Source organism: Promicromonospora citrea (assembly GCF_013004695.1).
GTDB lineage: Bacteria > Actinomycetota > Actinomycetes > Actinomycetales > Cellulomonadaceae > Promicromonospora > Promicromonospora citrea.
This window is the reverse complement of sequence record NZ_JABEMG010000065.1, coordinates 1-26,055: the sequence shown is the minus strand read 5'-3', so window position 1 is coordinate 26,055 and position 26,055 is coordinate 1. Positions and strand designations below refer to the sequence as shown.

The following is a 26,055-nucleotide window of genomic DNA, read 5'->3' as shown; positions in this document are numbered from 1 at the left end:
GCCGGTCGACGCCCCCGCCGACGCGTCCGCGCCGGGCTCCCCGCGCCCGGCCGCCGCCCCGCGGCCAGTCGCCCCCTCGCGGACTGCAGAGTTTGTCGCGGCCTGTCCGCTCCACGGGGTGATGAGGTCTGCACTCGCCTGGCGGTTCCCGCGTTTCGAAGGGGAGCGACGTCGGGACCGTCGGCCGTCAGGGACGGGCCTTCGCCGACTCCGACCTCGGCCACCGCTCCTTGCCTTCGAGCCCGACGTTTCTCGGCTTTCGAGCCGGTCAAAGTCGAGAAACGTCGGGCTCGAAGGCGACCGGACGCGGTCGGCACCAGCCGGGCCCGAGCGCCGACCGACCCCCCCACCTGCCGCCGGCTGCAGAGTTTGTCGCGGCCGGCCCGCTCCACGGGGTGAGGAAGTCTGCACTCGGCGGGGCGGGCGGGCCGTATGTGCCGGACGGTGGCGGCCAGGCCGGTACCGTTCGACCGTGCCGGCATCACAGGACTGCATCTTCTGCCAGATCGTCGCGGGCGCGGCACCGAGTACCGTCGTGCACGAGGACGACCGGACGCTCGCCTTCATGAACATCGCGCCGGCCACGCCGGGGCACCTGCTGGTGATCCCGAAGGCGCACGCGACGGACCTCCTCGACGTGCCACCGGACGACCTCGCGGCGTCCGCCCGGACGGCGCAGCGGATCGCGCGCCGGGTCACGGACGTGCTCGGCGCCGACGGCGTGAACCTCGTCCACGCCACGCGGCCGGTCGCCGGGCAGACGGTGTTCCACGTGCACCTGCACGTGCTGCCGCGGTACGTGGACGACGGTGTCCAGGGCATGTGGACCCCGACGCCGGGCGACCCGGAGGCGATCCGGTCGCTGGGTGAGCGCCTCCGCGGCGCGGGGACCTGAGCGGCGCCCCGGCGCGTCGGCAACGCGAAACGGCGGCCGACGCCGCACCCACGTCGCGAGACGAAGTGCGGGTCAGCCGCCGTTTCGGCGCATCTCAGCAGGTCACGGGGGACCGGCTGTCAGATGTCGTAGTAGAGCTCGAACTCGTGCGGGTGCGGCCGCAGGCGGATCGGGTCGATCTCGTTCTCGCGCTTGTACGCGATCCAGGTCTCGATCAGGTCCTCGGTGAACACGTCACCGGCGGTCAGGTACTCGTGGTCGGCCTCGAGCGCGTTGAGCACGCCGTCGAGCGACGTCGGCACCTGGGCGATCTGTGCGTGCTCCTCCGGGGGCAGCTCGTACAGGTCCTTGTCCACCGGGGCCGGCGGCTCGATGCGGTTCTTGATGCCGTCCAGGCCGGCCATGAGCATGGCCGAGAACGCCAGGTACGGGTTCGACGACGGGTCCGGCGCGCGGAACTCGATGCGCTTGGCCTTCGGCGAGGAGCCCGTGATCGGGATGCGGATCGACGCCGAGCGGTTGCGGGCCGAGTAGACCAGGTTCACGGGGGCCTCGAAGCCCGGCACCAGGCGGTGGTAGGAGTTCACCGACGGGTTCGTGAAGGCCAGCAGCGACGGCGCGTGCTTGAGGATGCCGCCGATGTACCAGCGGGCGAGGTCGGACAGGCCGCCGTAGCCCTTCTCGTCGTAGAACAGCGGCTCGCCGTTCTTCCAGAGCGACTGGTGCGAGTGCATGCCCGAGCCGTTGTCACCGAAGATCGGCTTCGGCATGAACGTGGCCGACTTGCCGGCCTCGAAGGCGACGTTCTTGATGACGTACTTGAACTTCATCAGGTCGTCGGCGGCGTGCAGCAGGGTGTTGAACTTGTAGTTGATCTCCTGCTGGCCGGCGGTGCCCACCTCGTGGTGCGCGCGCTCGACGGAGAGGCCGACCTGGCCGAGGACCTTGACCATGTCGTCGCGCAGGTCCGCGAAGCGGTCGCTCGGCGAGGTGGGGAAGTAGCCGCCCTTGTACCGGGTCTTGTAGCCGAGGTTGCCGCCCTCCTCCTCGCGGCCGGTGTTCCACGCGGCCTCGACGGAGTCGATGGCGTAGAAGCCCTCGTTCGACGCGGTCTTGAAGCGCACGTCGTCGAAGATGTAGAACTCGGCCTCGGGACCGAAGAAGACGGTGTCGGCGATGCCGGTCGACCTCAGGTACGCCTCGGCCTTGGCCGCGATGTTGCGCGGGTCGCGGGCGTAGGCGTCACCCGTGAAGGGGTCGACGATCGAGAAGTTGACGATCAGCGTCTTGGCCTTGCGGAACGGGTCGATGAACGCCGTCGTGACGTCCGGCACGAGCTTCATGTCGGACTCGTGGATCGCCTGGAACCCGCGGATGGACGAGCCGTCGAACATGAGGCCGTCGCTGAAGGCGTCCTCGTCGAACTGCTCGACCGGGATGTTGAAGTGCTGCGTGACGCCCGGCAGGTCGATGAACCGGACGTCGACGAACTCCACCCCCTCGTTACGGGTGAAGGCGATCGCCTCCTCGGCGTTCTTGAACATCTGCGCTCCTTGCTCGCTCGATAGGTCCAGCTCGATAGATCCAGGGGAGTCCGTCGGACCGTGCGCCCGGACGAGCCGGGAACGATCGCTCGCGGATCGCCACGAACCTATGGGCAGGGGGTTTCTCTCTGGTTACTGATTGTTGCCGTTGTGTTTCTCAGGTCTCTCGACCGTGTAACTCAGGACAGATGCGCAGGTCGAGGGCTCTGCGGCGAGGCACAGCCTGCCAGAACTCACCCTGGCCGACCGGGCCGCGTCCGTCCATCGGACGAGACAGGCGGCGTCCGTGGGACGGACGGTGCCCCCGGCCCCGACATGGGTCAGGGGCGCCCTCGCGAGGAGGACGCCCCTGGTCACGGGCCGGTCAGCGGCCGCGCATGCCCTTGCGGTCCGGGCGGGCGCGGGTCGGGTCGATGCCCTTCGGGATCGGCAGCTTGACGCCGCCGATCGCCTTGAGCCGCTTGCTGACCTCGGTCACCTCGGCGCGGGTGAGGGTCGACTTGAGCCGGGTCACGGTGCGCGCGAGCTTCGTCAGCGGCACCTGGCCCTCGCCGTCGCCGCACTGGATCACGGTGACCGGGACGTTGGACAGGATGCGGCTGACCTTCTTGCGCTCCTGCTCCAGGAGCCGGCCGACGCGGTGCGCGGGGCCCTCGGAGACCAGCACGACGCCGGCCCGCCCCACACCGCGGAACACGAAGTCCTGGTTGCGGGCGTCGACCGCGACGGGCTCGTCCTCGAAGGTCCAGCCGCCGCGCACGGTGCCCAGCGCCGCCCGGGCGGCACCCGGCTGGCCGGCGATCTGCGTGTACGCGGCCTTCTCGGCCGAGCGGGACAGGATGAACATCGCGGCGAGCACCGCGAACGGCACACCGATGACCAGGGCGTAGATCCAGGGACCCGTCAGCACGCCGATCAGCAGCGCCACCGCCACGACGCCGACGAACGCGGCGAGCATCCACCAGGTGACGAGCGGGTTCTGCTTGCGGGTCATCTGGTAGACGTCCCACAGCTGGTGGTACCAGCGGCGCTTCTTGGGCTTCTTCTGCTTGGCGGCGGGCGCGTCGTTGCGCGCGTCGCCGCCGGACGAGGTTCGGGCCATGGTCATCGATTCTAGTGGTCCGCGCGCGGTGGGAGCGTCGCGTCAGCGGGCCAGCAGGCTCGCCGCCTCCTGACGGGACGTGGTCGGCTGCGCGAGGTGCGAGAGCGCCTCCGGGATCTGCCGACCGTGCTTCGTCATGGCCTGGCCCCACAGCCGGCCCGCGCGGTACGACGAGCGGACCAGCGGCCCGGCCATGACGCCGAGGAAGCCGATCTCCTCGGCCGCCTGCGACAGCTCCACGAACTCCTCGGGCCGCACCCAGCGGTCCACCGGGTGGTGGCGCAGCGACGGGCGCAGGTACTGGGTGATGGTGATGATGTCGCAGCCCGCGTCGTGCAGGTCCTGCAGCGCCTGCTTGACCTCGTCGATGGTCTCGCCCATGCCCAGGATGAGGTTGGACTTGGTGACGAGGCCGGCGTCGCGGGCGCGCGTGATGACCGACAGCGAGCGGTCGTAGCGGAACGCCGGACGGATCTGCTTGAAGATGCGCGGCACGGTCTCGACGTTGTGCGCGAGCACCTCGGGGCGCGACTCGTTGACGACGTCGAGCAGCTCGGGGATCGCGTTGAAGTCGGGGATGAGCAGCTCGACGCCGGTGCCGGGGTTGAGCGCGTGGATCTGGCGCACCGTCTCGGCGTAGAGCCAGGCGCCGCCGTCGGCCAGGTCGTCGCGGGCCACGCCCGTGACGGTCGAGTACTTCAGCCCCATGGTGCGCACCGACTCCGCGACGCGGCGCGGCTCGTCAGCGTCGAACTCGGCGGGCTTGCCCGTGTCGATCTGGCAGAAGTCGCAGCGCCGCGTGCACTGGTCGCCGCCGATGAGGAACGTCGCCTCGCGGTCCTCCCAGCACTCGAAGATGTTGGGACAGCCCGCCTCCTCGCACACCGTGTGCAGGCCCTCGCCCTTGACGAGCGATTTCATGTCGCGGTACTCGGGCCCCATCACGGCCCGGGTCTTGATCCACTCGGGCTTCTTCTCGATGGGCGTGGCCGAGTTACGCGCTTCGATGCGCAGCATGCGTCGGCCTTCAGGTGCGATGGTCACGCGGGTCCCTCCCAGGTCAGCGGGTTCGCCCAGCCTATTGCGCGGTCGCCCGACGGCCAGCGGTCGTCCGGGGTGCGACCAGTGGCGTTCGTCACGCGGACGCGCCGACGGCGGCCGCGGGCTCGTCCGTCGTCGTCGCGGGCTCCTCGTGGGTGCGCGCGAGGAGCGGGCCGAGCCGGTCGAGGAGCGCCTCGACGAGCAGCGGCCTGACCTCCTCGACGGTGACCTGCCGGCCGAGCTCGGCGCTCAGCGACGTGACGTCGGCGTCGTCGATCCCGCACGGCACGATGTGGTCGAACGCGGTGAGGTCGGCGTCGCAGTTGAGGGCCAGGCCGTGCATCGTCACGCCCTTGGCGACGCGCGCGCCGATGGCGCACACCTTGCGCTCGCGCCGCGGCTGCGGCACGGCGGGGGAGTCCGCCGCGACCCAGACGCCGGACCGGCCCTCCACACGCATCGTGGCGACCCCGAGCCGTGCGCACACGTCCATGACGGCCTGCTCGAGGGTGCGGACGTACTCCACGACGTCGAACGGCCTGGCGAGCCGGACGATCGGGTAGGCGACGACCTGCCCCGGCCCGTGCCACGTGATCTTGCCGCCGCGGTCCACCTTGACGACCTCCGTGCCGTCGGTGGGGAACTCGTCGCGGTGGGTGCGGGCGCCGGCGGTGTACACGGACCGGTGCTCGAGGAGGAAGAGCGTGTCGTCCTGCTCCTGCGCGCGGACCGCCTCGTGGGTGCGGCGCTGCAGGTCCCAGCCCTCGTGGTAGTCGACATGACCCGTGAGGTGGCGGATGTCCATGCCGGCCACCCTAAGCCCGTCCGCCGCGCGCGTCACGACGCCGGCAGCGGCTCCGACGGGCAGGTCGTCAGGACGTCCGTCATGGCGTCACGCTCGGCCGGGGTGACCCACAGACCGTACTTGGCCTTGACCGCGATCTGCCGCGCGACGTACTCGCAGCGGTAGGCCTGGTTGTCCGGCAGCCACTGCGCGGCGTCCTTCGCGCCCTTGCCCATGTTCGCGGGGCCGTCGGAGGCGACGAGGTTGAGCGGGTCGTTGGCGATCTGCACGCGCTTGTCCTTGTCCCAGTCCGCCGCGCCCGTGATCCAGGCGTTCTTCAGGGCCACGACGTGGTCGATCTGCACGTCGCCGGACCGCGGGCCGCGCTCGAACTCGATCGTCGCACCCGTGTACGGGTCGTCCAGCGTGCCCGACGCGACCTGGCACGTGTCGCCCGCGCTCAGCTCGAAGTCCTCGAGGTCCCGCTGCAGCATGTCGTTGCGCGTGTCGCACCCGTTGTCGTCGACGTCCTGCCATGCTGTCCCGAAGTCGGACTCGCGGTCGTAGCCGGCGTCGTCCGCGGCGTCCTGGACGGTCAGCGTCTCGAGCGTCGCGAGGGCGCTGCCCTCCGCGCCCTCGGCGGGTGCGACGTCGTCGCCCAGCGACTTGAGCACGAAGTTCCCGACGAGCACGAGCGCGGCGACGACGACGAGCACGAGCTGCAGTGTCTTGCGGTGCCGGCTGGACGTGCTGGTGGTGGTCGAGGACACGGGCCCCTCTTTCCTGTCACGGGTTGGCGGACAAATGCTGAAAAAGTATGAAACAGACTGCGCGCGCCAGTGTGCCAGAGTTGTGTTTCGGCTGTTCACCACCGCTCCCGGTCGCGCGATCCGGCCGGGCGTGGACGCGCCTCGCGTGGCCGCGCGCGGCGGGGCACCATGGGGCCCATGGCACTTCGCATCGGGATCGTCGGCTACGGGGGTGCGGGCAGGCAGATCCACGCCCGCCTGGCACGGGCCGCGGGGATGACGGTGACGGCGGTCGTGGCGCGCGACCCCGGCCGCCGCGTCCAGGCGGCGGGCGACTGGCCCGGCGCCCGCCTGTTCCACGACCTGCCCGCGATGCTGACCGAGCCCGGGCTCTACGACCTCGTGGTCGTCGCGAGCCCGTCCGGCCTGCACGCGGAGCACGCCGCGGCCGTCTCCCGGGCCGGCACCCCGTTCGTCCTGGACAAGCCCATCGGGACGACGGCGGCCGAGGCGCGGCGCGTGGTCAGCACCGCGGCGTCGGCGGGCACGCCGTTCACCGTGTTCCACAACCGGCGGTGGGACACCGAGCAGCTCACGCTCGAGGCGCTGCTGCGGCGGGGCGAGCTGGGCACGGTGCACACGTTCGAGCGGCGATGGGAGCGCTGGCGGCCGACGCCGCAGCAGCGGTGGAAGGAGAACGACGTCGTGGGCGGCGGGCTCCTGCTCGACCTCGGTCCGCACCTGGTCGACTCGGCGACGCGGCTCTTCGGCCCCGTCGTCGCGGTGTACGCCGAGACGCGCAGCCTGTCCACGCCGACGGAGGACGACGTCTTCCTCGTGCTGCACCACGCCGTGCCGGGCGCCGACCCGGCCGCGGGGCAGGACCGCGTCACCGGTGCCGACGTGCTGTTCGGCGCCGAGCCGCCCGCCAAGGGCGTGGTGTCGCGGCTGTGGGCGGGCTCCCTCGTGGGCGCGCCCGGCCCGCGCACCCGCGTGCTGGGGGACCGCGGCGCCTACCTCGTCCACTCCTTCGAGGGCGACGCCTCGCCGTACGACGTGCTCGACGCCGACCAGCCCGAGGGGACGCACGGGTGGCTGGTGCGCGGCAGGGAGCGCACGCCCGTGCCGCAGCCGCCCGGCGGGCACGAGGACTTCTACACCGCCGTCGCCGACTGGCTCGCGGGCGAGGCGGAGGTGCCCGTGGACCCGGCCGACGCCGTGCGCACGGCCGAGGTGCTCGACGCCGCCCGGCTCTCCGCGCGCGAGGGGCGGCTGGTCGAGGTCTGACGGGCCCACCGGTCCGTCAGGTGCGTCACCTGCGCGCATACCGCACGCCCAAGGCACGGTCAAGGCATTCGGTCAGTTGACCCACACCGTGAGCGATTCGGCAAATCCTACGGATAAAGGGCGGTATCCCCGGCCCGGAGTTCTGATGATCGGGTGCACTACATCGAATCTGCGGAACTGGTCCGCGTAGCCGTCCCCTCGGACGCCGCGGCGCGCGCCCACCTGGTGCGCCGACTGGACACACTCGCGACACTGGACCACCCCCACCTGGTGCCGCTCATCGCCATCTCGCCGAACGGGCCGGACAACCTCGACGTCCGGCTGTCGCGCACGGGCGCCGTCGACCTGCCCACCGCCGTCGGTTCCCGAGGCCCGCTGACCCCCGCCGAGGCCTCCGGCGTGACCGTCGCGGTCGCCCAGGCGCTCGCCGCCCTGCACGGCGTCGGGCTGGTGCACGGCGGCGTGCGTCCCACGGACGTGCTGCTGCGCTCCGACGGCAGCGCCGTGCTGCGCCCCCGCGTGACGCTGCCGGAGCACAGCGACGACCCGGTCGACGTGACGTCGCTGGCCACGCTGATCGAGTCGGTGCTCGGCTTCCCCGGTCCGAGCATGCACGCCAAGGCCGACGAGGCGCTGCGCTCCGTGCTGGCGCGAGCCCGCGCCGAGGACCCGCGCGACCGTCCCGAGCCGGGAACCCTCGCCGCCCTGGTGCACGACGCCGTCCCGCCGGAGCCGGTCCGTCTTCCCCACGGATCCTCTCTGGTGTCGGCGGCGATCAGCGGGCCGGTCCCGGTCGCCGGGCACGTGCCGCTCGGCGCGCAGACGCCGTCGTCGGCCTGGCGCTCGGCGGCGCGGACGCTCACCGGTTCGTTCGCCGCGGTGGACGGCCGGGCCTGGGCGGCCACGGCACGGCGCCGCGCGCGGATGCCGCTGCGCGGCCGGTCCGGCGCGGCGGCGGTGAGCGGCCGCCCCGAGCCGCGGACGACGCCGGTCACGCTCGTCGCCACCGGCATGATCGCGGCGGGCGTCGTCGCGGGGATCACCGCGGGTGTCATGGCGCTGCCGCAGGTGTTCGGGGGTGACGGGACCGCCGTCGCGGCGGCGGAGCCGTCGCCCGCCGCGGCGACCCCGCGCTGGGGCGGCGGGATCAGCCCGGTCGCCAACGCCAAGGACCCGGCGGGCGCGGCGATCGAGCTCACCGAGCGCCGCCTCGCGCTGCTCGCGGGCGCGGTCTCGGACCCGAAGACGATCAACGTCGAGGGCTCGCCGGCCTACCAGGCGGACGCGAAGACCATGGAGGAGCTGAAGAAGGCCGGCGCCCAGGTGGTCGGCGCCTCCGCCGAGGTGCTGCGGACCGAGCTCGTCACGGTCGGCCCCGGCGCCGCGGACGCCCTGCAGGACGTGGAGCCGGCGTCGCTGACCCGCACCTCCGAGGGCGACGCGACGCCGGAGGCGGAGGCCGGCTCGAAGGAGCCGGTGCAGGCGGTCGTCCGGATCGAGTACACGATCTCGGCGCACCTGCAGGTGTCGCGCGACGGCGAGACGGCGGTGCCCGCCTCGCAGGAGACCGCGGAGCTCGTGCTCGTCTGGACGCCGGGCGGGTGGCGCGTCAGCGAGGTGCGCTGACGTCCGCGCCGGTCCCGGCGGCGACCCAGTCGGCGGCGTCCTGCGGCGTCGCGTGGGCCCAGGCGAACCCGGTGCGGTCCAGCACGCCTGGCAGCACGCGCTGCGAGGCGACGAGGTCGTCGGCGAGCTGACCGACCGCGACCCGCAGCGCGACCCGCGGCACCGCCAGCACGGCCGGGCGGCGCAGGGCGTGCGCGAGCGCGCGCGTGAGGTCGCGGTTCGTGGTGGGCTCCGGCGCGACGGCGTTCACCGGCCCACGGACGTCCGCCCCGATGACGTGGCGGACGGCGGCCACCTGGTCCGGCAGGGTGATCCAGCTCCACCACTGCCGCCCGGTGCCGAGCGGCCCGCCGAGGCCGAGGCGCAGGAGCGGCAGCAGCCGGCCGAGCGCCCCGCCGGAGGGCGCCAGGACGAGCCCCGTGCGCAGCCACACCACGCGTGCCCCGGCCTCCGCGGCCGGTGCCGTCGCGTCCTCCCAGGCCCTGACCAGGCCGGCGAGGAAGTCGTCGCCCCGTCCGGACGTCTCGGTGAGCACCTCGTCACCACGGTCGCCGTAGGCGCCGACCGCCGACGCGTTGACGAGCACGGGCCGTGCGTCCAGGCGCGCGACGGTGCGTGCGAGCAGGCTCGTCGTGGTGGTGCGTGAACCGAGCAGGGTCTGCTTGTAGGCGGCGGTCCACCGGTGGTCGCCGATGCCCGCGCCCGCGAGGTTGACGACGGCGTCGGCCCCCTCGAGCGCCGCGGGGTCCAGCTCGCCGGTCCGTGGGTCCCACGTGAGGTCGCGGACGCGGCCGGAGGACGCCGGGTCTGTGCCCCCCTGCGTGGTGCTCGTCTGCGCTGTGCCCCCCTGCGCGGTGCCCCGGCGCACCAGCCTTCGCACCCGGTCGCCGCGGGCGACGAGGTCCGCGACGAGCGCGGCCCCGATCAGCCCGTGCGAGCCGGCGACCACGACCTCTCTGCCGGTGTTCGTGCCGGTGTTCATACCGGTGAATCTAGCGCGCACGACAGCGGCCGGCCCCGCGCACGGGACCGGCCGCTGTGAGCGCTGCCCGTCAGGTCAGGGACCCGCGGGCGGACGGGGTGGCCGTCAGAGGCCGACCTCGGCCTCGAACGCGCCCTCCTCGATGCGGTTCTTGATCGCGGTGAGGAAGCGGGCGGCGTCCGCGCCGTCGACCAGACGGTGGTCGTAGGACAGGAAGATGTACGCCATCGAGCGCACCGCGATGCTCTCGTTGCCGTCCTGGTCCGTCACGACGACCGGGCGCTTGGTGATCGTGCCCGTGCCGAGGATCGCGGCGTGGCCCAGCGGCACGATCGGGGTGTCGATGAGCGACCCGCCCGACCCGGTGTTCGTGATGTTGAAGGTGCCGCCCGACAGCTCGTCCGGCGTCACCTTGTTGGCCCGGGTCCGCGCGCCGAGGTCCTGGATCTGGCGCGCGATGCCCGCCAGGTTCAGGTCGCCGGCGTTCTTGATGACCGGGACCACGAGGCCGCGCTCGGTGTCGACGGCGATCCCGACGTTCTCCGAGCCGTGGTAGGTGATCTCGCCCTTCTCGGTGTCGATCGTGGCGTTGATCTTCGGGTACGCCTTGAGCGCCTCGACCGCGGCCAGCGTGAAGAACGGCAGGAACGTCAGCTTGGCGCCCTCGCGGGCGGCGAAGGACTCCTTGGCCTTGGCCCGGAGCTGGGCGACGCGCGTGACGTCGACCTCCATGACCGTGGTCAGCTGGGCCTGCGTCTGCACCGCCTCGAGCATCCGCTCGGCGACGATCTTGCGCAGGCGCGACATCTTCTCCGTGGTGCCGCGCAGCGGCGAGACCTCGAGCTTGGTCGGGGCCGCCGGCGCGGACGGCGCGGCGGGGGCTGCGGCGGCCGGTGCGGCAGCGGGCGCCGGTGCGGCCTTGGCCTCGGCGGCCGCGAGCACGTCCTCCTTGCGGATGCGCCCGCCGACACCGGTGCCCTGGATCTCCGAGACGTCGACGCCCTTCTCGGCGGCGAGCTTGCGCACGAGCGGCGTGAGGTACGAGCCGATGGTGCGGCCCGGCGACGCGGCGGCGGGAGCCTGCTGCGCGGGGGCGGGCTGGGCCGGGGCCGCGGGCGCCTCCTGGGCGGGAGCCTCCTGTGCCGGAGCCTCCTGGGCGGGAGCCTCCTGAGCAGGTGCCTCCTGGGCCGGAGCCTGCTCGGCCGGTGCCTCCTGGGCCGGGGTCTGCGGCGTCGGCTCGGGGGAGTCGGCGGCCGGGTCCGGTGCGGCGGGGGTCGGCTCGGCGGCGGGCGCGGAGGCGCCGGAGCCGACGAGCGCCAGGACGGCGCCGACCTCGACGGTCTCGTCCTCCTGGACCAGGATCTTCTGGAGCGTGCCGGCGACCGGCGAGGGGATCTCGGTGTCGACCTTGTCGGTCGAGACCTCGAGCAGCGGCTCGTCGACGGCGACGTCGTCACCGACCTCCTTGAGCCAGCGCGTCACGGTGCCCTCGGTGACCGACTCGCCCAGCGCGGGCAGCGGGACCTCGGTGGCGTCCCCGCCACCGGCAGCGGGGGCCTCGGCGGGGGCGGACTCCTGCGCGGGAGCGGGCGCCTCGGCCGGGGCAGCGGGTGCCTGCTCGGCGGCGGGCCCCTCCGCGGGCTTCTGCTCGGCGGGCGCCTCGGCCTCGGCCTGGGCGGGCTCCTCGGCCGGAGCGGCGGGGGCGTCGCCCGAGCCGGAGCCGTCGCCGATGACGGCGAGGGTGGCGCCGACCTCCACGGTGTCGTCCTCCTGGACGAGGATCTGCTCGAGCACGCCGGCGACCGGCGAGGGGATCTCGGTGTCGACCTTGTCGGTGGACACCTCGAGCAGCGGCTCGTCGACGGCGACCTCGTCGCCGACAGCCTTGAGCCAGCGGGTGACAGTGCCCTCGGTGACGGATTCGCCGAGGGCCGGCAGCTGCACGTTCTCAGACATGACCTACAGGGTCTCCTTTGTCGTTATGGTCAGTTGTGGGCGTGCAGAGGCTTGCCGGCCAGTGCCATGTGTGCCTCTCCGAGTGCCTCGTTCTGGGTGGGGTGTGCGTGGACGAGCGAGGCGACGTCCTCCGGGAACGCCTCCCAGCCCACGATGAGCTGGCCCTCGCCGATCAGCTCGCCCACGCGCGAGCCGATCAGGTGCATGCCGACCACGGGCCCGTCCTTGCGGCGCACCAGCTTGGCGAAGCCCTGGGTACCCAGGATCTTGCTCTTGCCGTTGCCCGCGAGGTTGTACTCGACGGTCTCCACCTGGTCGGGGCCGTACAGCTCGGCGGCCCGGGCCTCGGTGACGCCGACCGACGCCACCTCCGGCTCGCAGTAGGTCACGCGCGGGATCGCCGCCTCGTCGATCGGGGCGGGCGACAGGCCGGCGATCTGCTCCGCGACGAAGATGCCCTGCGCGAACCCGCGGTGCGCGAGCTGGAGGCCGGGCACGATGTCGCCGACCGCCCAGACCTGGCCGCCCGCCGGGGTGGTCACGCCGGTGCGCAGCTGCTCGTCCGTCAGCACGAAGCCGCGGTCGAGCCGCACGCCGGCGGCCTCGTACCCCAGGTCGGCGGTGCGAGGGCCGCGGCCGACGGCCACGAGCAGCAGGTCGGCGTCGAAGGTCGCGCCCGACTCGAGCTGCACCTGCACCCCGTCGTCGGACTGCTTGACCTGGGCGAACCGGTCGCCCAGGGAGAACTTGACGCCCCGCTTGCGGAACGCGCGCTCGAGCGCCTTGGACAGCGCCACGTCCTCGTTCGGCACGAGGTGGTCGAGGGCCTCGACGACCTGCACGTCGGCGCCGAAGGACTTCCAGACGCTCGCGAACTCCACGCCGATCACGCCGCCGCCGAGCACGACGACGGACCTCGGCACGGTGTCCAGCGTGAGCGCCTGGTCCGAGGTGATGACGCGGCCGCCGAGCTCCAGGCCGGGCAGCGAGCGGGCGTACGAGCCGGTCGCGAGCACGACGTGGGTGCCGGTGACGCGCGTGGTGGTGCCGCCGTCGGCCGTGACCTCGATCGTGCCGGGCGCCGCGAGCGTGCCGTGGCCCTGGACGACGGTGATCTTGCGCGACGCGATGAGGCCCTGCAGGCCCTTGTACAGGCCCGCGACCACCGAGTCCTTGTAGGCCAGCACGCCCGGCATGTCGATGCCGTCCAGCGAGGTCCGGACGCCGAACTGGGCGCCGTGCGCCGCGGCGTCGGCGACCTCGGCCGCGTGCAGGAGCGCCTTGGTGGGCACGCAGCCCACGTGCAGGCAGGTGCCGCCGAGCTTGTCCTGCTCCACCAGCGCGACGCTCAGGCCCAGCTGTGCGGCGCGCAGCGCGGCCGCATAGCCTCCGCTGCCCCCTCCGAGCACGACGACGTCGAACGTTCCCGGGTTGTCAGGCGTAGGCACGTGGTGGCTCCTCGTTGACGACGGTGGCGGTGCCGGACCATGTGCAGGATCGTGAGCACCGCATGCCATCTTGACACCTCAGCGGGCTTGTCCCCAATCGTGGAGGGCGCGCGGACGGTGTGACCGTGGCGACATTCTGTGACAGGTGTGTGGCTTTCCCTGGGTGTGCGCTCCGGTTGCCTAGGCCGGTGCGGATCTCGCGAGTACTCTCGACCCATGCCTCGCCAGTCCCTCAGCTCGCTCGCGCGTTTCTTCCAGCGGCGATCCTCGGCCGGTGGCGCCCCGCGCTCCGGCGGTGGTGACGCGCGCCGCGCGACCCTGACGCACCTGGGCGAGTTCATCAGCTCCCGGGTCGGCGTGGAGGCCTACGTCGAGCCGCCCACCACGGACATCCCGAGCACGATCCTGCTCGTCGCGAGCACGGGGGAGTGGACGCGCCGCCGGGTGCCCGACGAGCGCACCGCCTTCGACCTCGCGAACCAGCTGGGGGTGCCGGTGTACAACGTGCGGTTCACCGGCTACCCCCAGCGGATGCGGGACTGGAACAGCGCCCAGCGGCGCGCCCGCAAGTAGCTCGCCCGGGTCAGCGCGCCGCGCGACCCTCGAGGAACGCGAGCAGGGTGCGCACGCCGACACCCGTGCCGCCCGTCGGCGTGTAGTCGTGCCCGCCGCCCTCGTTGAACGCCGGACCCGCGATGTCGAGGTGCGCCCACGGGTGGTCGCCCACGAACGTCTGCAGGAACAGCCCGGCGTTGAGCATGCCGCCCCAGCGCGGGCCGGAGTTCGCGACGTCGGCCACCTTGGACTTGATGTTCGACTTCAGCTCCTCCGGCAGCGGCATCGGCCAGAACAGCTCGCCCGACGCGTCGGCGGCGGCCTTGACCTCGTCGCGGACCTCGTCCGTGCCCATGACGGCGGAGGTGCGGTTGCCGAGCGCCACCATCTGGGCGCCCGTGAGCGTGGCGATGTCGAGCACCACGTCGTGGCCGTCCTCGACGGCGGACACGAGGCCGTCGGCCATGACGAGGCGGCCCTCGGCGTCCGTGTTCAGCACCTCGACGGTCTGGCCGCCGTAGATGGTGATGACGTCGGCCGGCCGCTGCGCGTTGCCGCCCGGCATGTTCTCGGCGAGGCAGAGGTAGCCCGTCACCGCGACGGGCAGGGCCAGCCTCGCGGCCGCGACCACGGCGGACAGCACCGCGGCGGCACCGGCCATGTCGGACTTCATGGCCTCCATGCCCGCGGCGGGCTTGATCGAGATGCCGCCCGTGTCGAAGGTGATGCCCTTGCCGACGAGCGCGACCTTCGCGTCCGGCTTGGCCGGCGTGTAGGCGACCTTGACGAGGCGCGGCCCGCGCGACGAGCCCTGGCCGACGGCGGTGAGGCCGCCGTAGCCGCCCGCGGCGAGCTGCTTGTCGTCCAGCACGGTGACCTTGACGTGCTTCACGTCCTTGACCGCGGCCTTCGCGGCGTCGGCGAACGTGGCGGGGTAGAGCTCGTTCGGCGCCGTGTTGACCAGGTCGCGCGCCGCGTGCACGGCGTCGGCGAGGACCTGGGCGCGCTCGGCGGCGACCTTGGCCTTGGCGTTCTTGTGCAGCGGCGTGAGGACCTCGATCGAGGCGACGGGGGCCTTGCCGCCGTCCTTGCTCTTCGCCGCGTCCTTGCCCGCCGCGCCCTTGCCCGCCCCGCTCCTGCCCGCCGCGCCGCGGTACCGCGTGAAGGTGTACGCCCCGAGCAGCGCGCCCTCGGTGACGGCGGTGATCTCGTCGTCGTCCGAGGCGGGCAGGGCGATGGCGGCGGAGGCCAGGCCGGCCAGCTCGCGCGTGGCGGCACCGGCCGCGCGCCGCAGCGTCTCCGCGGTGAAGGTGCCGTCCTGCGCGCGCTCGCCCAGGCCGGTCAGCACCAGCACCTCGGCGGCGAGCTGCGGTCCGGCGGGGATCTTGCGCACCTCGTCGCGGGCTCCCGTGACGCCGAGGTGCGGCGCGAGCGACTCGATCTGCGTGAGCAGGTCGGTGGGGAGCTGGTCGGACACGACGGCTACGCCGTCCGACGTCTGGGCGGTCGCCACCACGAGCGCTTCGGCCTTCACGGCGGTGGGATTCTTGCTGGAGAGGGTCACGTCGGTCACGGGGCCGATCGTAGCCCCCGAGCCTGACACCCGAGCCGGGCACGGCCCGGAGGCCCGCCCGGCGAGAGGCCCGGCGGACGGTCGGCCCCGACAGAGGCGCAGGTCACGTCCGTTCCGATTGCCGCACCGCGGTCGGCGCCCGGTAGTCTGCAGGACGTGATCCTCGCCCTCCTGCTCCTCGTGGTCGCGCTGTGCGTGGTCCTCGCCGGGTGGGCCGGCTGGTTCGTGGCCCGCGACCGCGCGGTGATCCTGAACCAGCTCTGGGGCGGCGCCGTGATCGAGGCGCTGATCCTGGTGCAGGGCGTCGTGGCGATCGTGCTCGGCGCCACCGGCTCCGGTGCCGGCGACCCGCTCCTGTTCTGGGGCTATTACGCCACCACCCTGGTGATCCTGCCGGTCGCGGCCGCCTGGGCGTTCGCCGAGCGGACCCGGTGGAGCTCCGTGGTGCTGCTCGTGGCCTCCCTCACGGTCGCCTTCCTCGAGTGGCGCATGTGGCAGATCTGGACAGGAGCGTGATGCAGGAGACCACCCGGCCCGGCCGGCCGGCCCGCCGACGCACCGGGCGCGGTTTCGGCCGCGTGCTCGTGACCGTCTACGGCGTGCTGGCGTTCGCCGCCATCGGCCGCTCGTCGTACGAGCTGGTCGTCAAGTTCCACGAGGCGCCCGTCGCCTACTCGCTGTCGACCCTCGCCGCCGTCGTCTACGTCGTGGCGACGTTCGCGCTCGCGATCGGCAGCTCCCGGTGGCGGACGGTCGCCTGGGTGACGGTCGGGCTCGAGGCCGTCGGTGTCGTGACGGTCGGTGCGCTGTCGCTGGCCGACCCCGGCGTCTTCGGCGAGTCGACCGTGTGGTCCGGGTTCGGCGAGGGCTACGGCTACGTGCCGCTGGTGCTGCCGTTCGTGGGCCTGTGGTGGCTGCGGCGCACGGGGACGCGCGCAGCGGCAGGCGCGGGCGAGGGCACGGCAGAGCACACCGACGAGGAGAGGACCGCATGAGCCGGGCGTACTCGCTGCTGTTCCAGGGCGTCTTCCGCCGCATGGACCCGGAGCGCGCGCACGAGCTCGCGTTCTCGCTCATCGAGCGGGCCGGCACCGTGCCGGTGCTGCGCGACGTCGTGCAGGGCGCCCTCGCCCCGTACCTCGGGCAGCGCGCCGGCGGGCCCGGCAGCGTCCGGGTGTTCGGCCGGGTCGTGCCCGCGCCGTTCGGCCTGGCGGGCGGCTTCGACAAGAACGCGCGCGCCGTGCGCGGCCTGACGATGCTCGGCTTCGGGTTCGTCGAGATCGGCACCGTGACGGCGCACCCGCAGCCCGGCAACGAGAAGCCGCGCATGTGGCGCGAGCTCGACGTGCGCGGCGTCCGCAACCGGATGGGCTTCAACAACGAGGGCGCCGCGGCAGCCGCCGAGCGGCTGCGCGCGCTGCGCTCCACCGCGGCGGGCCGCGCGATCGTCGTGGGCGCCAACATCGGCAAGTCGAAGGTCACGCCGCCGCAGGACGCGCCCGCGGACTACGCGACGTCGGCGCGCCTCCTGGCGCCCTGGGCGGACTACCTCGTGGTCAACGTGTCCTCCCCGAACACCCCGGGCCTGCGCGACCTCCAGGCCACCGAGTCGCTGCGCCCGATCCTGGAGGCGGTCCGCGTCGCGGCGGACGAGGCGACGGCGGCGGGCACGGCCGGCAGCCGCCGCGTGCCGCTGCTGGTCAAGATCGCCCCCGACCTCGCGGACGAGGACGTGGACGCCGTCGCCGACCTCGTGCTCGAGCTCGGCCTCGACGGCGTGGTCGCGGTCAACACGACGATCGGCCACGACCGGGGCCCCGGCGGGCTGTCGGGCCCGCCCCTGCTGGGCCGCGGCCTCGAGGTCGTCGCCCGCCTGCGCGAGCGGCTGGGCACCGGCCCTGTCATCATCGGCGTCGGCGGCATCACCCGGGCCGACGACGTCCGCGCGTACCTGCGCGCCGGAGCCGACCTGACCCAGGGCTACACGTCGTTCGTGTACGAGGGACCGTTCTGGGCGTCGGACATCAACCGTGCGCTGACCCGCTCGGCGGGCTCGACGGCAAGTGGGAGGTACGAGTGATCCGTCCGCAGTGGGAGTGGGCCCTGGACGACGCCGAGGGGCGTCGCCTGGAGGCGCCCGTGACGCCCGTCTTCACCGCGCAGTACGACGCCGAGCAGTGGCTCGGCGAGCACTGGCGCGAGCTCGCCGGGGTGGGCGCGGTCCGGGCGCGGCTCCTGCACGACGGCACGCAGGCCACCCCCGCCGTGGAGCTGCGGGTCCCCTGAGGGCACCGGCCGCCCTCGCGGTCATCGTCCCGGCCTGCCAGAGGCGCCCCTCGTCACCCGGTCCCAGGCGCGGGCCAGCCGCGGCACGGCGTCGGCGAGCTCGGCGGGCGAACGCGTGAACGTGAGCCGCACGCGCGAGTCCGCCCCGGTGCCGTCGGGGGTGAACAGCGGGCCGGCCGCCACCCGGGCACCCTCCGCGGCCGCGGCGGCGGCGAACGCCTGAGCCAGGGGCCTGCGCAGGTCGACCCAGCAGAACAGCCCGCCCGGCGGCACCGGCACGTCCCAGTCGAACGTGTCCCGCAGGTGGGCCACCAGCACGTCGCGCCGCTCGCGCAGCAGGGCGCGCCGCCCGGGCAGCACCTCGGCGCGGCGGCGCAGCAGCTCGGCGACGGCGAGCTGGTCGAGCACCGCCGTCGCGATGTCGGCGGACTGGCGTGCCCGCGCGAGGTGCGCCACGACCTGGGGGTGCGCCCGGATCCAGCCGACCCGCAGCCCGCCCCAGAACACCTTCGAGGCGGAGCCGACCGACACGACGTGCGGGGAGGTGCCGTCCCCGGCGAACGGCGGGGGAGTGACGTCGTGGGACGGGTCGTCCGGGAGGGCCAGCTCGACCAGGGTCTCGTCGCCCACGACCGTGACGCCGTGCCGCCCGGCGATCTCGCGGACGGCGGCGCGCTCGGCGGCCGACAGGACGGACCCCGTGGGGTTCTGGTGGTCGGGCACGAGATAGACCAGCCGTGGCCGGGTGCGGTGCACCGCGGAGGCGAGCTGGTCGACGTCGAGCGGTCCCGTGGGCACGCCGACGAGGCGGCCCCCGGCCTCGCGCATGGCCTCCATGGCGTGGAAGTAGGTGGGTGTCTCCACCACCGCCCGGTCGCCGGGGTGCAGGTGGGTGCGGGCGAGGAGCGCGATCGCCTGCTGCGCGCCGGTGGTCACGAGGATCTCGTCGGTGCTGGTGGGCACCCCGCGCTCCCGGTACCGCGCCGCGATCGCCTCCCGCAGCGGCGTGAGCCCGTACGGCTCGTAGCCGCCGGAGTCGAGGTAGGCGGGCAGGCCCTCGAGCGCGCGGACGAACGCGTCGTGGAGCTCGGGCGGCGCGGGCGGCGTCGCCTGCCAGAGGTCGAGGTGGTCGCCGGCCTGGATGCCGGTGATCGCCGTGCCCGCGCTCGTGCCGGTGCGCGGGGCGCCCGCGAGCCCGCTCCGGAGGGCGTCGTCCGCCACGGGCGCGTCGCCCCCCGTGGGGCGGCCCGGACCGGGGGAGGCCGGCGTCCGCGGCAGGGTGGTCACCGTGCCGGAGCCGACCCTGCTCACCGCGAAGCCGAGGTCGCGCAGCCGAGCGTACGCGCCCGACGTCGTGGTGCGCGAGACCCGGAGCGCCGTGGCGAGCTCGCGCTCGCTGGGCAGCCGGGTGTGCGGCGCGAGGGTGCCGGACAGGACGGCGGAGCGCAGCGCGTCGGCCAGCGCCACGTACGCGGGGCCGCTCGCGTGCCACGCGCCGAGCAGGCGGGCGGTCGAGGCGGGGGAGAGCTGGCGCAGCACGGTCGGCACCGAGGACGTCGAGGAGGGCGTCGTGGTGGACATGTGGCCACTCTCACCGCATTGGCCATGGATGACAAGGCCAATGCGGCGCAGGATGGGGCCATGACGACGACCGCCGGCCGCCCCGCCCCTGACCGCACCGAGCACGGGGCGGCGGCCGCGGCCCCCGTGGTGCGGGCGCCGGTGGGGATGTCGTGGACCCGCCGCGTCGTCCAGCTCGCGCTGGGCCTCGTCGGCTTCGGCGTGGCGACGGCGCTCATGCTGCACTCGGGTCAGGGCGCGATGCCGTGGGCCGTGCTCGACCAGGGCATCGTGGACCGCACGGGCCTGGCGTACGGGTGGGTGGTGCTCGGGGTGGGCCTGCTCGTGATGCTCGCCTGGATCCCGCTGCGCCAGCGGCCGGGTGTCGGCACGGTCGCGAACATCGTGGTGATCAGCCTGGTGATCGACCCCGCCCTGTGGGTGCTCGGGCGGCTCGTGCCGGACCCGGGCCTCGTCGCGGGGATCGGGCTGGCCCTCGGCGGGATCGTGCTGCTCGGCGTGAGCACGTCGGCGTACGTGGGCGCCCGCCTGGGCCCCGGCCCGCGCGACGGGCTGATGACGGGGCTCGTGCAGGTCACCGGGTGGCCGGTCTGGCTGGTCAAGACGGCGATCGAGGTCAGCGTGGTGGTGGTCGGCGTGCTGCTGGGCGGCACGTTCGGGTGGGCGACCGTCGTCTTCGCGTTCGGCGTCGGGCCGGTCGTGCAGCTGTCCGCGCGGTGGCTCGCGCCGTCGGGCCTCACGGCCGGTCGCTGACGCGGGCTTGGGCCCCGCCCGACCGGGATCAGTCCGTCCCGAGGGTCGATTCGATTCGAGAACGTGACATAGGGTGCTGACATGGTCAACTACCGGTACCTCGGCAACAGTGGTCTCAAGATCTCCGAGATCACCTACGGAAACTGGCTCACCCACGCGTCCCAGGTGGAGAACGACGTCGCGACGGCGTGCGTGCGTGCCGCGCTCGACGCCGGCATCACCACGTTCGACACCGCGGACGCCTACGCGAACACCGCGGCGGAGCAGGTGCTCGGCGACGCCCTCAAGGGCGAGCGTCGCGAGTCGCTCGAGATCTTCACCAAGGTCTACTGGCCCACCGGTCCCAAGGGCCCGAACGACGTCGGCCTGTCGCGCAAGCACGTGATGGAGTCGATCAACGGGTCGCTGAGGCGCCTCGGCACCGACTACGTGGACCTCTACCAGGCCCACCGCTACGACGTCGAGACCCCGCTCGAGGAGACGATGCAGGCGTTCGCCGACATCGTCCGCCAGGGCAAGGCCCTCTACATCGGCGTCTCCGAGTGGACCGCGGACCAGATCCGCGCCGGTGCCGCGCTCGCCAAGGAGCTCGGCTTCCAGCTCATCTCGTCGCAGCCGCAGTACTCGATGCTGTGGCGCGTCATCGAGGACGAGGTCGTGCCCGCCTCGAAGGAGGTCGGCGTCTCGCAGATCGTCTGGTCGCCGATGGCGCAGGGCGTCCTGTCGGGCAAGTACCTGCCCGGTCAGCCGGCCCCCGCCGGCTCGCGTGCCACCGACGAGAAGGGCGGCGCGCAGACCATCAGCCGCTTCATGGACGACGCGGTGCTCACGGCCGTGCAGAACCTCAAGCCGGTCGCCGAGGAGCTGGGCCTGTCCATGGCGCAGCTCGCCGTCGCGTGGGTGCTGCAGAACGACAACGTGGCGGCGGCGCTCGTCGGCGCCTCGCGGCCCGAGCAGGTCGCGGAGAACGTCAAGGCGTCGGGCGTGACCATCCCGGCCGAGCTCCTGCAGAAGATCGACGACGTGCTCGGCGACGTCGTCGTGCGTGACGCGGGCAAGACGCTCGAGGGCATGCCGAAGACCCGCCCGGTGTGATCGGCGCCTGCTGATCGGCACGCCGCGGCAGGCGCGAGCGCCGCAGCTGGTAGGCGCGCGTGACCGTGTACATCACGAGCCCGCGCGGCAGCTCGCCGAACTTGGCGACCAGGCGCTTCTTGAGGGACCGCCACAGCAGCCACACGTCGACGATCGTCAGGAGCAGGAACCCGTAGAGGCCGAGCATGACGAGGATGCTGAGCTCGGGATAGCGCTGCGTGAAGAACGTCGCGAACAGGAAGACGAACGCGACGGGCAGGAAGAACTCGCCGAGGTTCCAGCGCGCGTCCACGTAGTCGCGCACGTACCGGCGCACCGGTCCCTTGTCCTTGGCGGGCATGTAGCGCTCGTCGCCCGTCTGCATGGCCTGGTAGGTACGCTCCCGGTCGATGCGCGCCTTCTCGCGTGCCGCCTTGCGGGCGGCCTTGCGGTCGTCCGGGACGAGGGGGCGCTTGTTGGCGGCCTGCGCGACGCTGCGCTTCGGCGTGGGGCGACCCTTGCCGGACACGCCACCGGTCGTACCGTCCGACGGCGTGCCGGGCGTCGGCGTCACCTCGTCCGGTGTCTCGCCCACGGGGGTCACGCCGTCCGATGTCGAGGTCTTGCTGCGGGAGAACACAGCCACAGCCTAGTCGCTCGCGGAGGTGCCCCGCTGCGGCCTCCGTCGCCCGGTCGGTCAGCGGTTACCGTGGGTCGGTGACCACCGACACCACCACAGAGGCGCTGCGCGCACGCGTCGCCGAGCTCTTCCCCGCCCTGCAGGCCGACCTCGAGGCGCTCGTGCGCATCCCGAGCGTCTCGGCCGCCGCCTTCGACCAGACGCACGTCGCCGCGAGCGCGGAGGCCACGGCCGGTCTGCTGCGCGACGCCGGCCTGCCCGACGTCCAGATCCTGTCCGCGCCGCGGCCGGACGGCAGCCCGGGGGCGCCCGCCGTCGTCGCCCGCCGCCCCGCGCCCGAGGGCGCGCCCACCGTGCTGCTCTACGCGCACCACGACGTGCAGCCGCCGGGGGACCCGGCGACGTGGGACACCGACCCGTTCGAGCCCACGCAGGTGGGTGAGCGCCTCTACGGGCGCGGCGCCGCGGACGACAAGGCGGGCATCGCGGCCCACCTCGGCGCCCTGCGTGCCCTCGGCACCGACCTGGAGGTCGGCGTCACCGTGTTCCTCGAGGGCGAGGAGGAGTCGGGGTCGCCGTCGTTCCGTGCGTTCCTGGAGACCTACCGCGACCTGCTGGCCGCCGACGTCATCGTCGTGGCCGACTCGACCAACTGGAAGGTCGGCGTCCCCGCGCTCACGACGTCCCTGCGCGGCCTCGTCGACGGCGAGGTCGAGCTGCGCGTGCTGGGCCACGCCGTCCACTCGGGCATGTTCGGGGGCGCGGTGCTCGACGCCGTCACCCTGATGTCGCGGCTCGTGGCGACGTTCCACGACGAGGCGGGCGACGTCGCGATCGAGGGCCTCGTCTCGGCGCCGGAGCCGGAGGTCGACTACGCGGAGGCGGAGTTCCGCGCCGACTCCTCGCTGCTCGACGGCGCCCAGGTCGTCGGGACGGGGACGCTGTCCGGGCGTCTGTGGTCCAGGCCCGCGCTCTCGGTGATCGGCATGGACGTGACCTCGGTGGCCGAGGCGTCCAACACGATCGCGCCGCGCTGCACGGCGAAGATCTCGCTGCGCCTGGCGCCCGGGCAGGACCCGGCGGCGGCCGACGCGGCCCTCGCGGCGCACGTCGCGAAGCACGCGCCGTTCGGCGCGCAGGTGACGTGGCGGTCCGGCGAGCAGGGCAAGCCGTTCCTCGCGCCGGGCGACACGGCGGCGATGCGGGCGGCGCGCGCGGCGTTCACCGAGGCGTGGGGCACGCCGCCGGTCGACGTCGGCGTGGGCGGGTCGATCCCGTTCATCGCGGACCTGCTGGAGGTGTTCCCCTCGGCGGCGATCCTCGTCACCGGCGTCGAGGACCCGGACTCGCGCGCCCACGGCGCGAACGAGTCCGTGCACCTGGGTGAGCTGCAGAAGGTCGTGCTCGCCGAGGCGCTGCTGCTGGCCGAGGTCGCGCGGGGCGTCTGACGTCCTCCTGGACGGGGCCCGGCCCGGGCTCCGTCCAGGGCGGACGGCTCAGGAGACGGGACGGGGCGAGACATCGACCGCCCGGGCCCACGCCGCGACGTCGGCGGGCAGCTCCGGGGAGGCCAGGTCCTCGCCGAGGGCGTCGCGCACGACGTCGTACGGGGAGATCCGGTTGCCCTTGCGGTCCAGGAAGCGGCTGGCCACCCAGCCGCGCGCGTACAGCGCGTCGCCGCGCGTGAACACCTGCTCCATGTAGAAGACGCGCTCGTCCCAGCCGAGGATCCGGGTGGTGATCTCGAACCGGTCGAACGGCTGCAGGGACCGGCGGTACTTCATGGTCGACGCCGCGACCACCGGCGCCCAGCCCTTCTGCCGGGCCACCGGGAACAGCCCGAGGTCCGCGATCTGGTTGTTCCGGGCCACGTCCATCATCTGCAGGTACGTGCCGTTGTTGACGTGCAGGTAGGAGTCGATGTCGAGGAGCCCGACGCGCATCCGGGTGACCGACGGGTCGAGCAGGGTCTGCCCGGGGCGGGCCTTGCGCGGGAACAGTCCGGACCAGGTGAGCTGGAGCATGCGAGCCATGGGTCGAAGGTTATACCGGCGACTCCGGGTATCAGATACCGGTATCAGGTACCGGTCGCGTGCGCGACGGCCCCGCGCGCTCAGCCGGCCTGGATCTCCGCCCGCACCGTCCGGGCGACGTCGGGCGTCTCGAGCCGCTCGACGAGGTGCAGCGCCATGTCGATCCCGGCGGCCACGCCCGCCGAGGTGACCACGTCCCCGTCGTCGACGTAGCGGGCCTCGGTGTCCACGAGGATGCTCGGGTCCAGCTCGGCGAGCTCGTCGTAGTGGTGGTGGTGCGTCGTGGCGGGGCGACCGGCCAGCAGGCCGGCGGCCGCCAGCGGCAGCGCCCCGGTGCACACGCTCGCCAGGATCGGCGTCTGCTTCCGGATCTGGCGCAGCCACTCGAGGTGGCCGGGCGCCGACAGCAGCGTGCGCGTGCCCAGCCCGCCCGGGTAGACGAGCACGTGCAGCGGCCCGACGTCGTCCGCGCCGTGCGCGGGCAGGACGCGCAGGCCCTTGGCGAGCCGCACGCCCGAGCCGTCCCAGGAGAACGTGCTCACCGTGGGCCGGAGCTGGGAGTGCGAGGCCCACTCGGCGAACACCTCGAACGGCCCGACCACGTCGAGCTCCTCCGCCCCGTCGAAGACGAAGATCCCGATGCGCAGCCCGCCGTTGCCGCTCATGTCGGTGTCCGGATCAGATCCCCGGCAGCGCCAGCATCTGGTCGAGCGCGACGCGGGCCCAGTGGGCGTCGTCGTCGTCCACGACGATCCGGTTGACCACCCGACCCTCGACCAGCGACTCCATCGCCCAGACGAGGTGCGGCAGGTCGATGCGGTTCATGGTCGAGCAGAAGCACACCGTCGAGTCGAGGTAGTGCACGTGCTTGTCGGGGTGGGCCTTGGCGAGGCGGCGCACCAGGTTGAGCTCCGTACCGATCGCCCAGGACGAGCCGGGCTCCGCGGCGTCGAGCTGCTTGATGATGTACTCCGTCGAGCCCACGAGGTCGGCCGAGGTCACGACCTCGTGCCGGCACTCCGGGTGGACCATGACGGTGACGTCGGGCACCGCCGCGCGGATGTCGGTGACGTTCTGCGCCGAGAAGCGCCCGTGCACCGAGCAGTGGCCGCGCCACAGGATCATCCGCGCGTCGCGCAGCTCCTGGTCGGTCAGCCCGCCGTTCGGCTTGCGCGGGTCGAAGACCACGCACTCGTCGAGCGACATCCCGAGCTCCAGGACGGCGGTGTTGCGGCCCAGGTGCTGGTCGGGCAGGAAGAGCACCTTTCCGGTGCCGTCGACGCCCCCCACCTGCTCGAACGCCCAGCGGAGCGCGACCTCGGCGTTCGACGAGGTGCAGACCGTGCCGCCGTGGCGGCCCGTGAACGCCTTGATGGCCGCCGACGAGTTCATGTAGGTGACGGGGATCGTCGCGTCCGCGATGCCCACGTCCTGCAGCACGGCCCAGGCCTCCTCGACCTGGCCGATGGCCGCCATGTCCGCCATCGAGCAGCCTGCCGCCAGGTCCGGCAGCACGACCTGCTGCCGGTCGGACGTGAGGATGTCGGCGCTCTCGGCCATGAAGTGCACGCCGCAGAAGAGGATGTACTCCGCCTCGGGGCGGGCGGCCGCCTCGCGCGCGAGCTTGAAGGAGTCGCCCGTGACGTCGGCGAAGTCGATGACCTCGTCCCGCTGGTAGTGGTGGCCGAGGACGAACGCCCGCTCGCCCAGCGCGGCGCGCGCGGCGCGGGCCCGGTCGACGAGGTCGGGGTCGCTCGGGGCGGGCAGGTCGCCCGGACACTCCACGCCGCGCTCGGAGGCCAGGTCACGGCCCTGGCCGAGCAGGAGCAGCGGGGACGGGGCCGGCTCGGAGAAGCCGGTGGGATCAGCCAGCAGGGTGCTCACGACGACCATCATGACACGCGGGGGTCGCGCCTCGGCAGGCCGGTCTCACGACTGTGGACGAGCGCCGCGGCGGACGGTGGTGCCGGGCTGGTGGGGTGCGCGGGCGACGTGCCACGATGCCTGTCGTGCACGTGCTGCTGCTTGCCGAGACCCTGCCCGACGCCGAGCGGCTCGCCGCCGCGTGGCGCGCCGCGGCGCCGCACACCGGCACCGAGGCGCGCGCCGTGATCGTCCCGGGGGCCGGTGCCGTGCCGCCGCTCCC

At 73.4% G+C, this 26,055-nt stretch carries 24 protein-coding genes and 1 pseudogene; 11 read left to right on the top strand and 14 right to left on the bottom strand.

Features of this window, described 5'->3' with window-relative positions; translation table 11 throughout:
- The first annotated feature begins 472 nt into the window (after positions 1 to 472).
- Positions 473 to 895 carry an HIT family protein gene (locus HLB15_RS24830; protein ID WP_229785642.1) on the top strand — a complete coding sequence of 141 codons (423 nt, stop codon included), beginning with the start codon at positions 473 to 475 and terminating at the stop codon, positions 893 to 895.
- A 119-nt stretch (positions 896 to 1,014) separates the two neighbouring features.
- On the opposite strand, the gene glnA is transcribed toward HLB15_RS24830, so the two are convergent.
- The 5 genes from glnA to HLB15_RS13580 all read right to left on the bottom strand — a co-directional run bounded on the left by glnA (position 1,015) and on the right by HLB15_RS13580 (position 6,136).
- A complete protein-coding gene (glnA, locus tag HLB15_RS13600; RefSeq protein ID WP_171106303.1) occupies positions 1,015 to 2,439 on the bottom strand; it encodes a type I glutamate--ammonia ligase in 1,425 nt (474 codons plus the stop codon).
- A gap of 364 nt (positions 2,440 to 2,803) precedes the next feature.
- Positions 2,804 to 3,541, bottom strand: coding sequence for a DUF4191 domain-containing protein (locus HLB15_RS13595; protein ID WP_171106302.1), 738 nt, complete (start codon positions 3,539 to 3,541; stop codon positions 2,804 to 2,806).
- Between the two features lie 42 nt (positions 3,542 to 3,583).
- A complete protein-coding gene (gene lipA / locus HLB15_RS13590; protein ID WP_171106301.1) occupies positions 3,584 to 4,585 on the bottom strand; it encodes a lipoyl synthase in 1,002 nt (333 codons plus the stop codon).
- A gap of 91 nt (positions 4,586 to 4,676) precedes the next feature.
- On the bottom strand, positions 4,677 to 5,387 hold the full coding sequence (gene lipB, locus HLB15_RS13585; RefSeq protein WP_171106300.1) for a lipoyl(octanoyl) transferase LipB: 711 nt from the start codon (positions 5,385 to 5,387) through the stop codon (positions 4,677 to 4,679).
- Positions 5,388 to 5,419: 32 nt separating this feature from the next.
- Complete coding sequence (locus HLB15_RS13580) at positions 5,420 to 6,136, bottom strand: HNH endonuclease family protein (RefSeq protein ID WP_171106299.1); 717 nt, start codon at positions 6,134 to 6,136, stop codon at positions 5,420 to 5,422.
- Between the two features lie 177 nt (positions 6,137 to 6,313).
- Here HLB15_RS13580 and HLB15_RS13575 point away from each other — a divergent pair, with 177 nt between their 5' ends.
- Positions 6,314 to 7,402, top strand: coding sequence for a Gfo/Idh/MocA family oxidoreductase (locus HLB15_RS13575; protein WP_373291116.1), 1,089 nt, complete (start codon positions 6,314 to 6,316; stop codon positions 7,400 to 7,402).
- 153 nt (positions 7,403 to 7,555) lie between these two features.
- Entirely contained in the window at positions 7,556 to 9,028 is a 1,473-nt protein-coding gene (locus HLB15_RS13570) for a serine/threonine-protein kinase (protein WP_171106297.1), read from the top strand.
- Here the strand turns inward: HLB15_RS13570 and HLB15_RS13565 are convergent.
- From HLB15_RS13565 to lpdA, 3 genes are all read right to left on the bottom strand, one after another.
- Entirely contained in the window at positions 9,012 to 10,010 is a 999-nt protein-coding gene (locus tag HLB15_RS13565; protein ID WP_171106296.1) for a TIGR01777 family oxidoreductase, read from the bottom strand. The genes HLB15_RS13570 and HLB15_RS13565 overlap by 17 nt on opposite strands.
- 105 nt (positions 10,011 to 10,115) lie before the next feature.
- Positions 10,116 to 11,966: a 2-oxoglutarate dehydrogenase, E2 component, dihydrolipoamide succinyltransferase gene (sucB, locus tag HLB15_RS13560; protein WP_171106295.1), complete on the bottom strand. Its 1,851-nt coding sequence runs from the start codon at positions 11,964 to 11,966 to the stop codon at positions 10,116 to 10,118.
- A 29-nt stretch (positions 11,967 to 11,995) separates the two neighbouring features.
- Positions 11,996 to 13,414, bottom strand: coding sequence for a dihydrolipoyl dehydrogenase (lpdA, locus tag HLB15_RS13555; protein WP_171106294.1), 1,419 nt, complete (start codon positions 13,412 to 13,414; stop codon positions 11,996 to 11,998).
- A gap of 216 nt (positions 13,415 to 13,630) precedes the next feature.
- Here lpdA and HLB15_RS13550 point away from each other — a divergent pair, with 216 nt between their 5' ends.
- Entirely contained in the window at positions 13,631 to 13,987 is a 357-nt protein-coding gene (locus HLB15_RS13550; RefSeq protein WP_171106293.1) for an oxidoreductase, read from the top strand.
- Between the two features lie 10 nt (positions 13,988 to 13,997).
- On the opposite strand, the gene HLB15_RS13545 is transcribed toward HLB15_RS13550, so the two are convergent.
- Complete coding sequence (locus HLB15_RS13545) at positions 13,998 to 15,542, bottom strand: leucyl aminopeptidase (RefSeq protein ID WP_171106292.1); 1,545 nt, start codon at positions 15,540 to 15,542, stop codon at positions 13,998 to 14,000.
- Between the two features lie 156 nt (positions 15,543 to 15,698).
- On the opposite strand from HLB15_RS13545, the gene HLB15_RS13540 reads away from it, so the two are divergent.
- The 4 genes from HLB15_RS13540 to HLB15_RS13525 are packed head-to-tail and all read left to right on the top strand — an operon-like array spanning position 15,699 to position 17,828.
- Positions 15,699 to 16,058, top strand: a complete 360-nt coding sequence (locus tag HLB15_RS13540) for a hypothetical protein (RefSeq protein WP_171106291.1) — start codon at positions 15,699 to 15,701, stop codon at positions 16,056 to 16,058.
- Positions 16,058 to 16,537, top strand: coding sequence for a hypothetical protein (locus HLB15_RS13535; RefSeq protein ID WP_171106290.1), 480 nt, complete (start codon positions 16,058 to 16,060; stop codon positions 16,535 to 16,537). The genes HLB15_RS13540 and HLB15_RS13535 overlap by 1 nt, the downstream gene beginning before the upstream one ends.
- On the top strand, positions 16,534 to 17,622 hold the full coding sequence (locus HLB15_RS13530) for a quinone-dependent dihydroorotate dehydrogenase (protein WP_171106289.1): 1,089 nt from the start codon (positions 16,534 to 16,536) through the stop codon (positions 17,620 to 17,622). Before HLB15_RS13535 ends, HLB15_RS13530 begins: the two co-directional genes overlap by 4 nt.
- Positions 17,619 to 17,828, top strand: coding sequence for a hypothetical protein (locus HLB15_RS13525; RefSeq protein WP_171106288.1), 210 nt, complete (start codon positions 17,619 to 17,621; stop codon positions 17,826 to 17,828). Before HLB15_RS13530 ends, HLB15_RS13525 begins: the two co-directional genes overlap by 4 nt.
- 21 nt (positions 17,829 to 17,849) lie before the next feature.
- Here the strand turns inward: HLB15_RS13525 and yczR are convergent, their stop codons facing one another.
- Positions 17,850 to 19,409, bottom strand: coding sequence for a MocR-like transcription factor YczR (gene yczR, locus HLB15_RS13520; RefSeq protein WP_171106287.1), 1,560 nt, complete (start codon positions 19,407 to 19,409; stop codon positions 17,850 to 17,852).
- A 60-nt stretch (positions 19,410 to 19,469) separates the two neighbouring features.
- Here yczR and yczE point away from each other — a divergent pair, with 60 nt between their 5' ends.
- Positions 19,470 to 20,162: a membrane protein YczE gene (gene yczE, locus HLB15_RS13515; RefSeq protein ID WP_171106286.1), complete on the top strand. Its 693-nt coding sequence runs from the start codon at positions 19,470 to 19,472 to the stop codon at positions 20,160 to 20,162.
- Between the two features lie 81 nt (positions 20,163 to 20,243).
- Positions 20,244 to 21,257 (top strand): aldo/keto reductase family protein, encoded by a 1,014-nt coding sequence (locus HLB15_RS13510; RefSeq protein WP_171106285.1) that lies wholly within the window; start codon positions 20,244 to 20,246, stop codon positions 21,255 to 21,257.
- An 82-nt stretch (positions 21,258 to 21,339) separates the two neighbouring features.
- Here the strand turns inward: HLB15_RS13510 and HLB15_RS13505 are convergent.
- A pseudogene (locus tag HLB15_RS13505) lies at positions 21,340 to 21,765 on the bottom strand (DUF3043 domain-containing protein); the annotation flags it as partial.
- A gap of 188 nt (positions 21,766 to 21,953) precedes the next feature.
- Between HLB15_RS13505 and HLB15_RS13500 the strand changes: the two are divergent.
- Complete coding sequence (locus tag HLB15_RS13500) at positions 21,954 to 23,324, top strand: dipeptidase (protein ID WP_171106284.1); 1,371 nt, start codon at positions 21,954 to 21,956, stop codon at positions 23,322 to 23,324.
- A 48-nt stretch (positions 23,325 to 23,372) separates the two neighbouring features.
- Here HLB15_RS13500 and HLB15_RS13495 read toward each other — a convergent pair whose 3' ends face one another.
- The 3 genes from HLB15_RS13495 to nadA all read right to left on the bottom strand — a co-directional run bounded on the left by HLB15_RS13495 (position 23,373) and on the right by nadA (position 25,802).
- Positions 23,373 to 23,909 carry an acyl-CoA thioesterase gene (locus tag HLB15_RS13495; protein WP_229785644.1) on the bottom strand — a complete coding sequence of 179 codons (537 nt, stop codon included), beginning with the start codon at positions 23,907 to 23,909 and terminating at the stop codon, positions 23,373 to 23,375.
- Between the two features lie 80 nt (positions 23,910 to 23,989).
- On the bottom strand, positions 23,990 to 24,574 hold the full coding sequence (locus HLB15_RS13490) for a DJ-1/PfpI family protein (protein ID WP_171106283.1): 585 nt from the start codon (positions 24,572 to 24,574) through the stop codon (positions 23,990 to 23,992).
- 13 nt (positions 24,575 to 24,587) lie between these two features.
- Entirely contained in the window at positions 24,588 to 25,802 is a 1,215-nt protein-coding gene (nadA, locus tag HLB15_RS13485; protein WP_229785645.1) for a quinolinate synthase NadA, read from the bottom strand.
- Between the last annotated feature and the right edge of the window lie 253 nt (positions 25,803 to 26,055).

What these genes read in the sequence shown, in the direction of transcription:
- HLB15_RS13495 (WP_229785644.1), bottom strand. Translation starts at nt 23,909, where the DNA reads ATGGCTCGCATGCTCCAGCTCACCTGGTCCGGACTGTTCCCGCGCAAG.
- sucB (WP_171106295.1), bottom strand. Translation starts at nt 11,966, where the DNA reads ATGTCTGAGAACGTGCAGCTGCCGGCCCTCGGCGAATCCGTCACCGAG.
- lipB (WP_171106300.1), bottom strand. Translation starts at nt 5,387, where the DNA reads ATGGACATCCGCCACCTCACGGGTCATGTCGACTACCACGAGGGCTGG.
- HLB15_RS13530 (WP_171106289.1), top strand. Translation starts at nt 16,534, where the DNA reads ATGAGCCGGGCGTACTCGCTGCTGTTCCAGGGCGTCTTCCGCCGCATG.
- yczR (WP_171106287.1), bottom strand. Translation starts at nt 19,409, where the DNA reads ATGTCCACCACGACGCCCTCCTCGACGTCCTCGGTGCCGACCGTGCTG.
- HLB15_RS13490 (WP_171106283.1), bottom strand. Translation starts at nt 24,574, where the DNA reads ATGAGCGGCAACGGCGGGCTGCGCATCGGGATCTTCGTCTTCGACGGG.
- HLB15_RS13565 (WP_171106296.1), bottom strand. Translation starts at nt 10,010, where the DNA reads ATGAACACCGGCACGAACACCGGCAGAGAGGTCGTGGTCGCCGGCTCG.
- HLB15_RS13550 (WP_171106293.1), top strand. Translation starts at nt 13,631, where the DNA reads ATGCCTCGCCAGTCCCTCAGCTCGCTCGCGCGTTTCTTCCAGCGGCGA.
- glnA (WP_171106303.1), bottom strand. Translation starts at nt 2,439, where the DNA reads ATGTTCAAGAACGCCGAGGAGGCGATCGCCTTCACCCGTAACGAGGGG.
- HLB15_RS13595 (WP_171106302.1), bottom strand. Translation starts at nt 3,541, where the DNA reads ATGGCCCGAACCTCGTCCGGCGGCGACGCGCGCAACGACGCGCCCGCC.
- HLB15_RS13575 (WP_373291116.1), top strand. Translation starts at nt 6,314, where the DNA reads ATGGCACTTCGCATCGGGATCGTCGGCTACGGGGGTGCGGGCAGGCAG.
- yczE (WP_171106286.1), top strand. Translation starts at nt 19,470, where the DNA reads ATGACGACGACCGCCGGCCGCCCCGCCCCTGACCGCACCGAGCACGGG.
- HLB15_RS13535 (WP_171106290.1), top strand. Translation starts at nt 16,058, where the DNA reads ATGCAGGAGACCACCCGGCCCGGCCGGCCGGCCCGCCGACGCACCGGG.
- nadA (WP_229785645.1), bottom strand. Translation starts at nt 25,802, where the DNA reads ATGGTCGTCGTGAGCACCCTGCTGGCTGATCCCACCGGCTTCTCCGAG.
- HLB15_RS13510 (WP_171106285.1), top strand. Translation starts at nt 20,244, where the DNA reads ATGGTCAACTACCGGTACCTCGGCAACAGTGGTCTCAAGATCTCCGAG.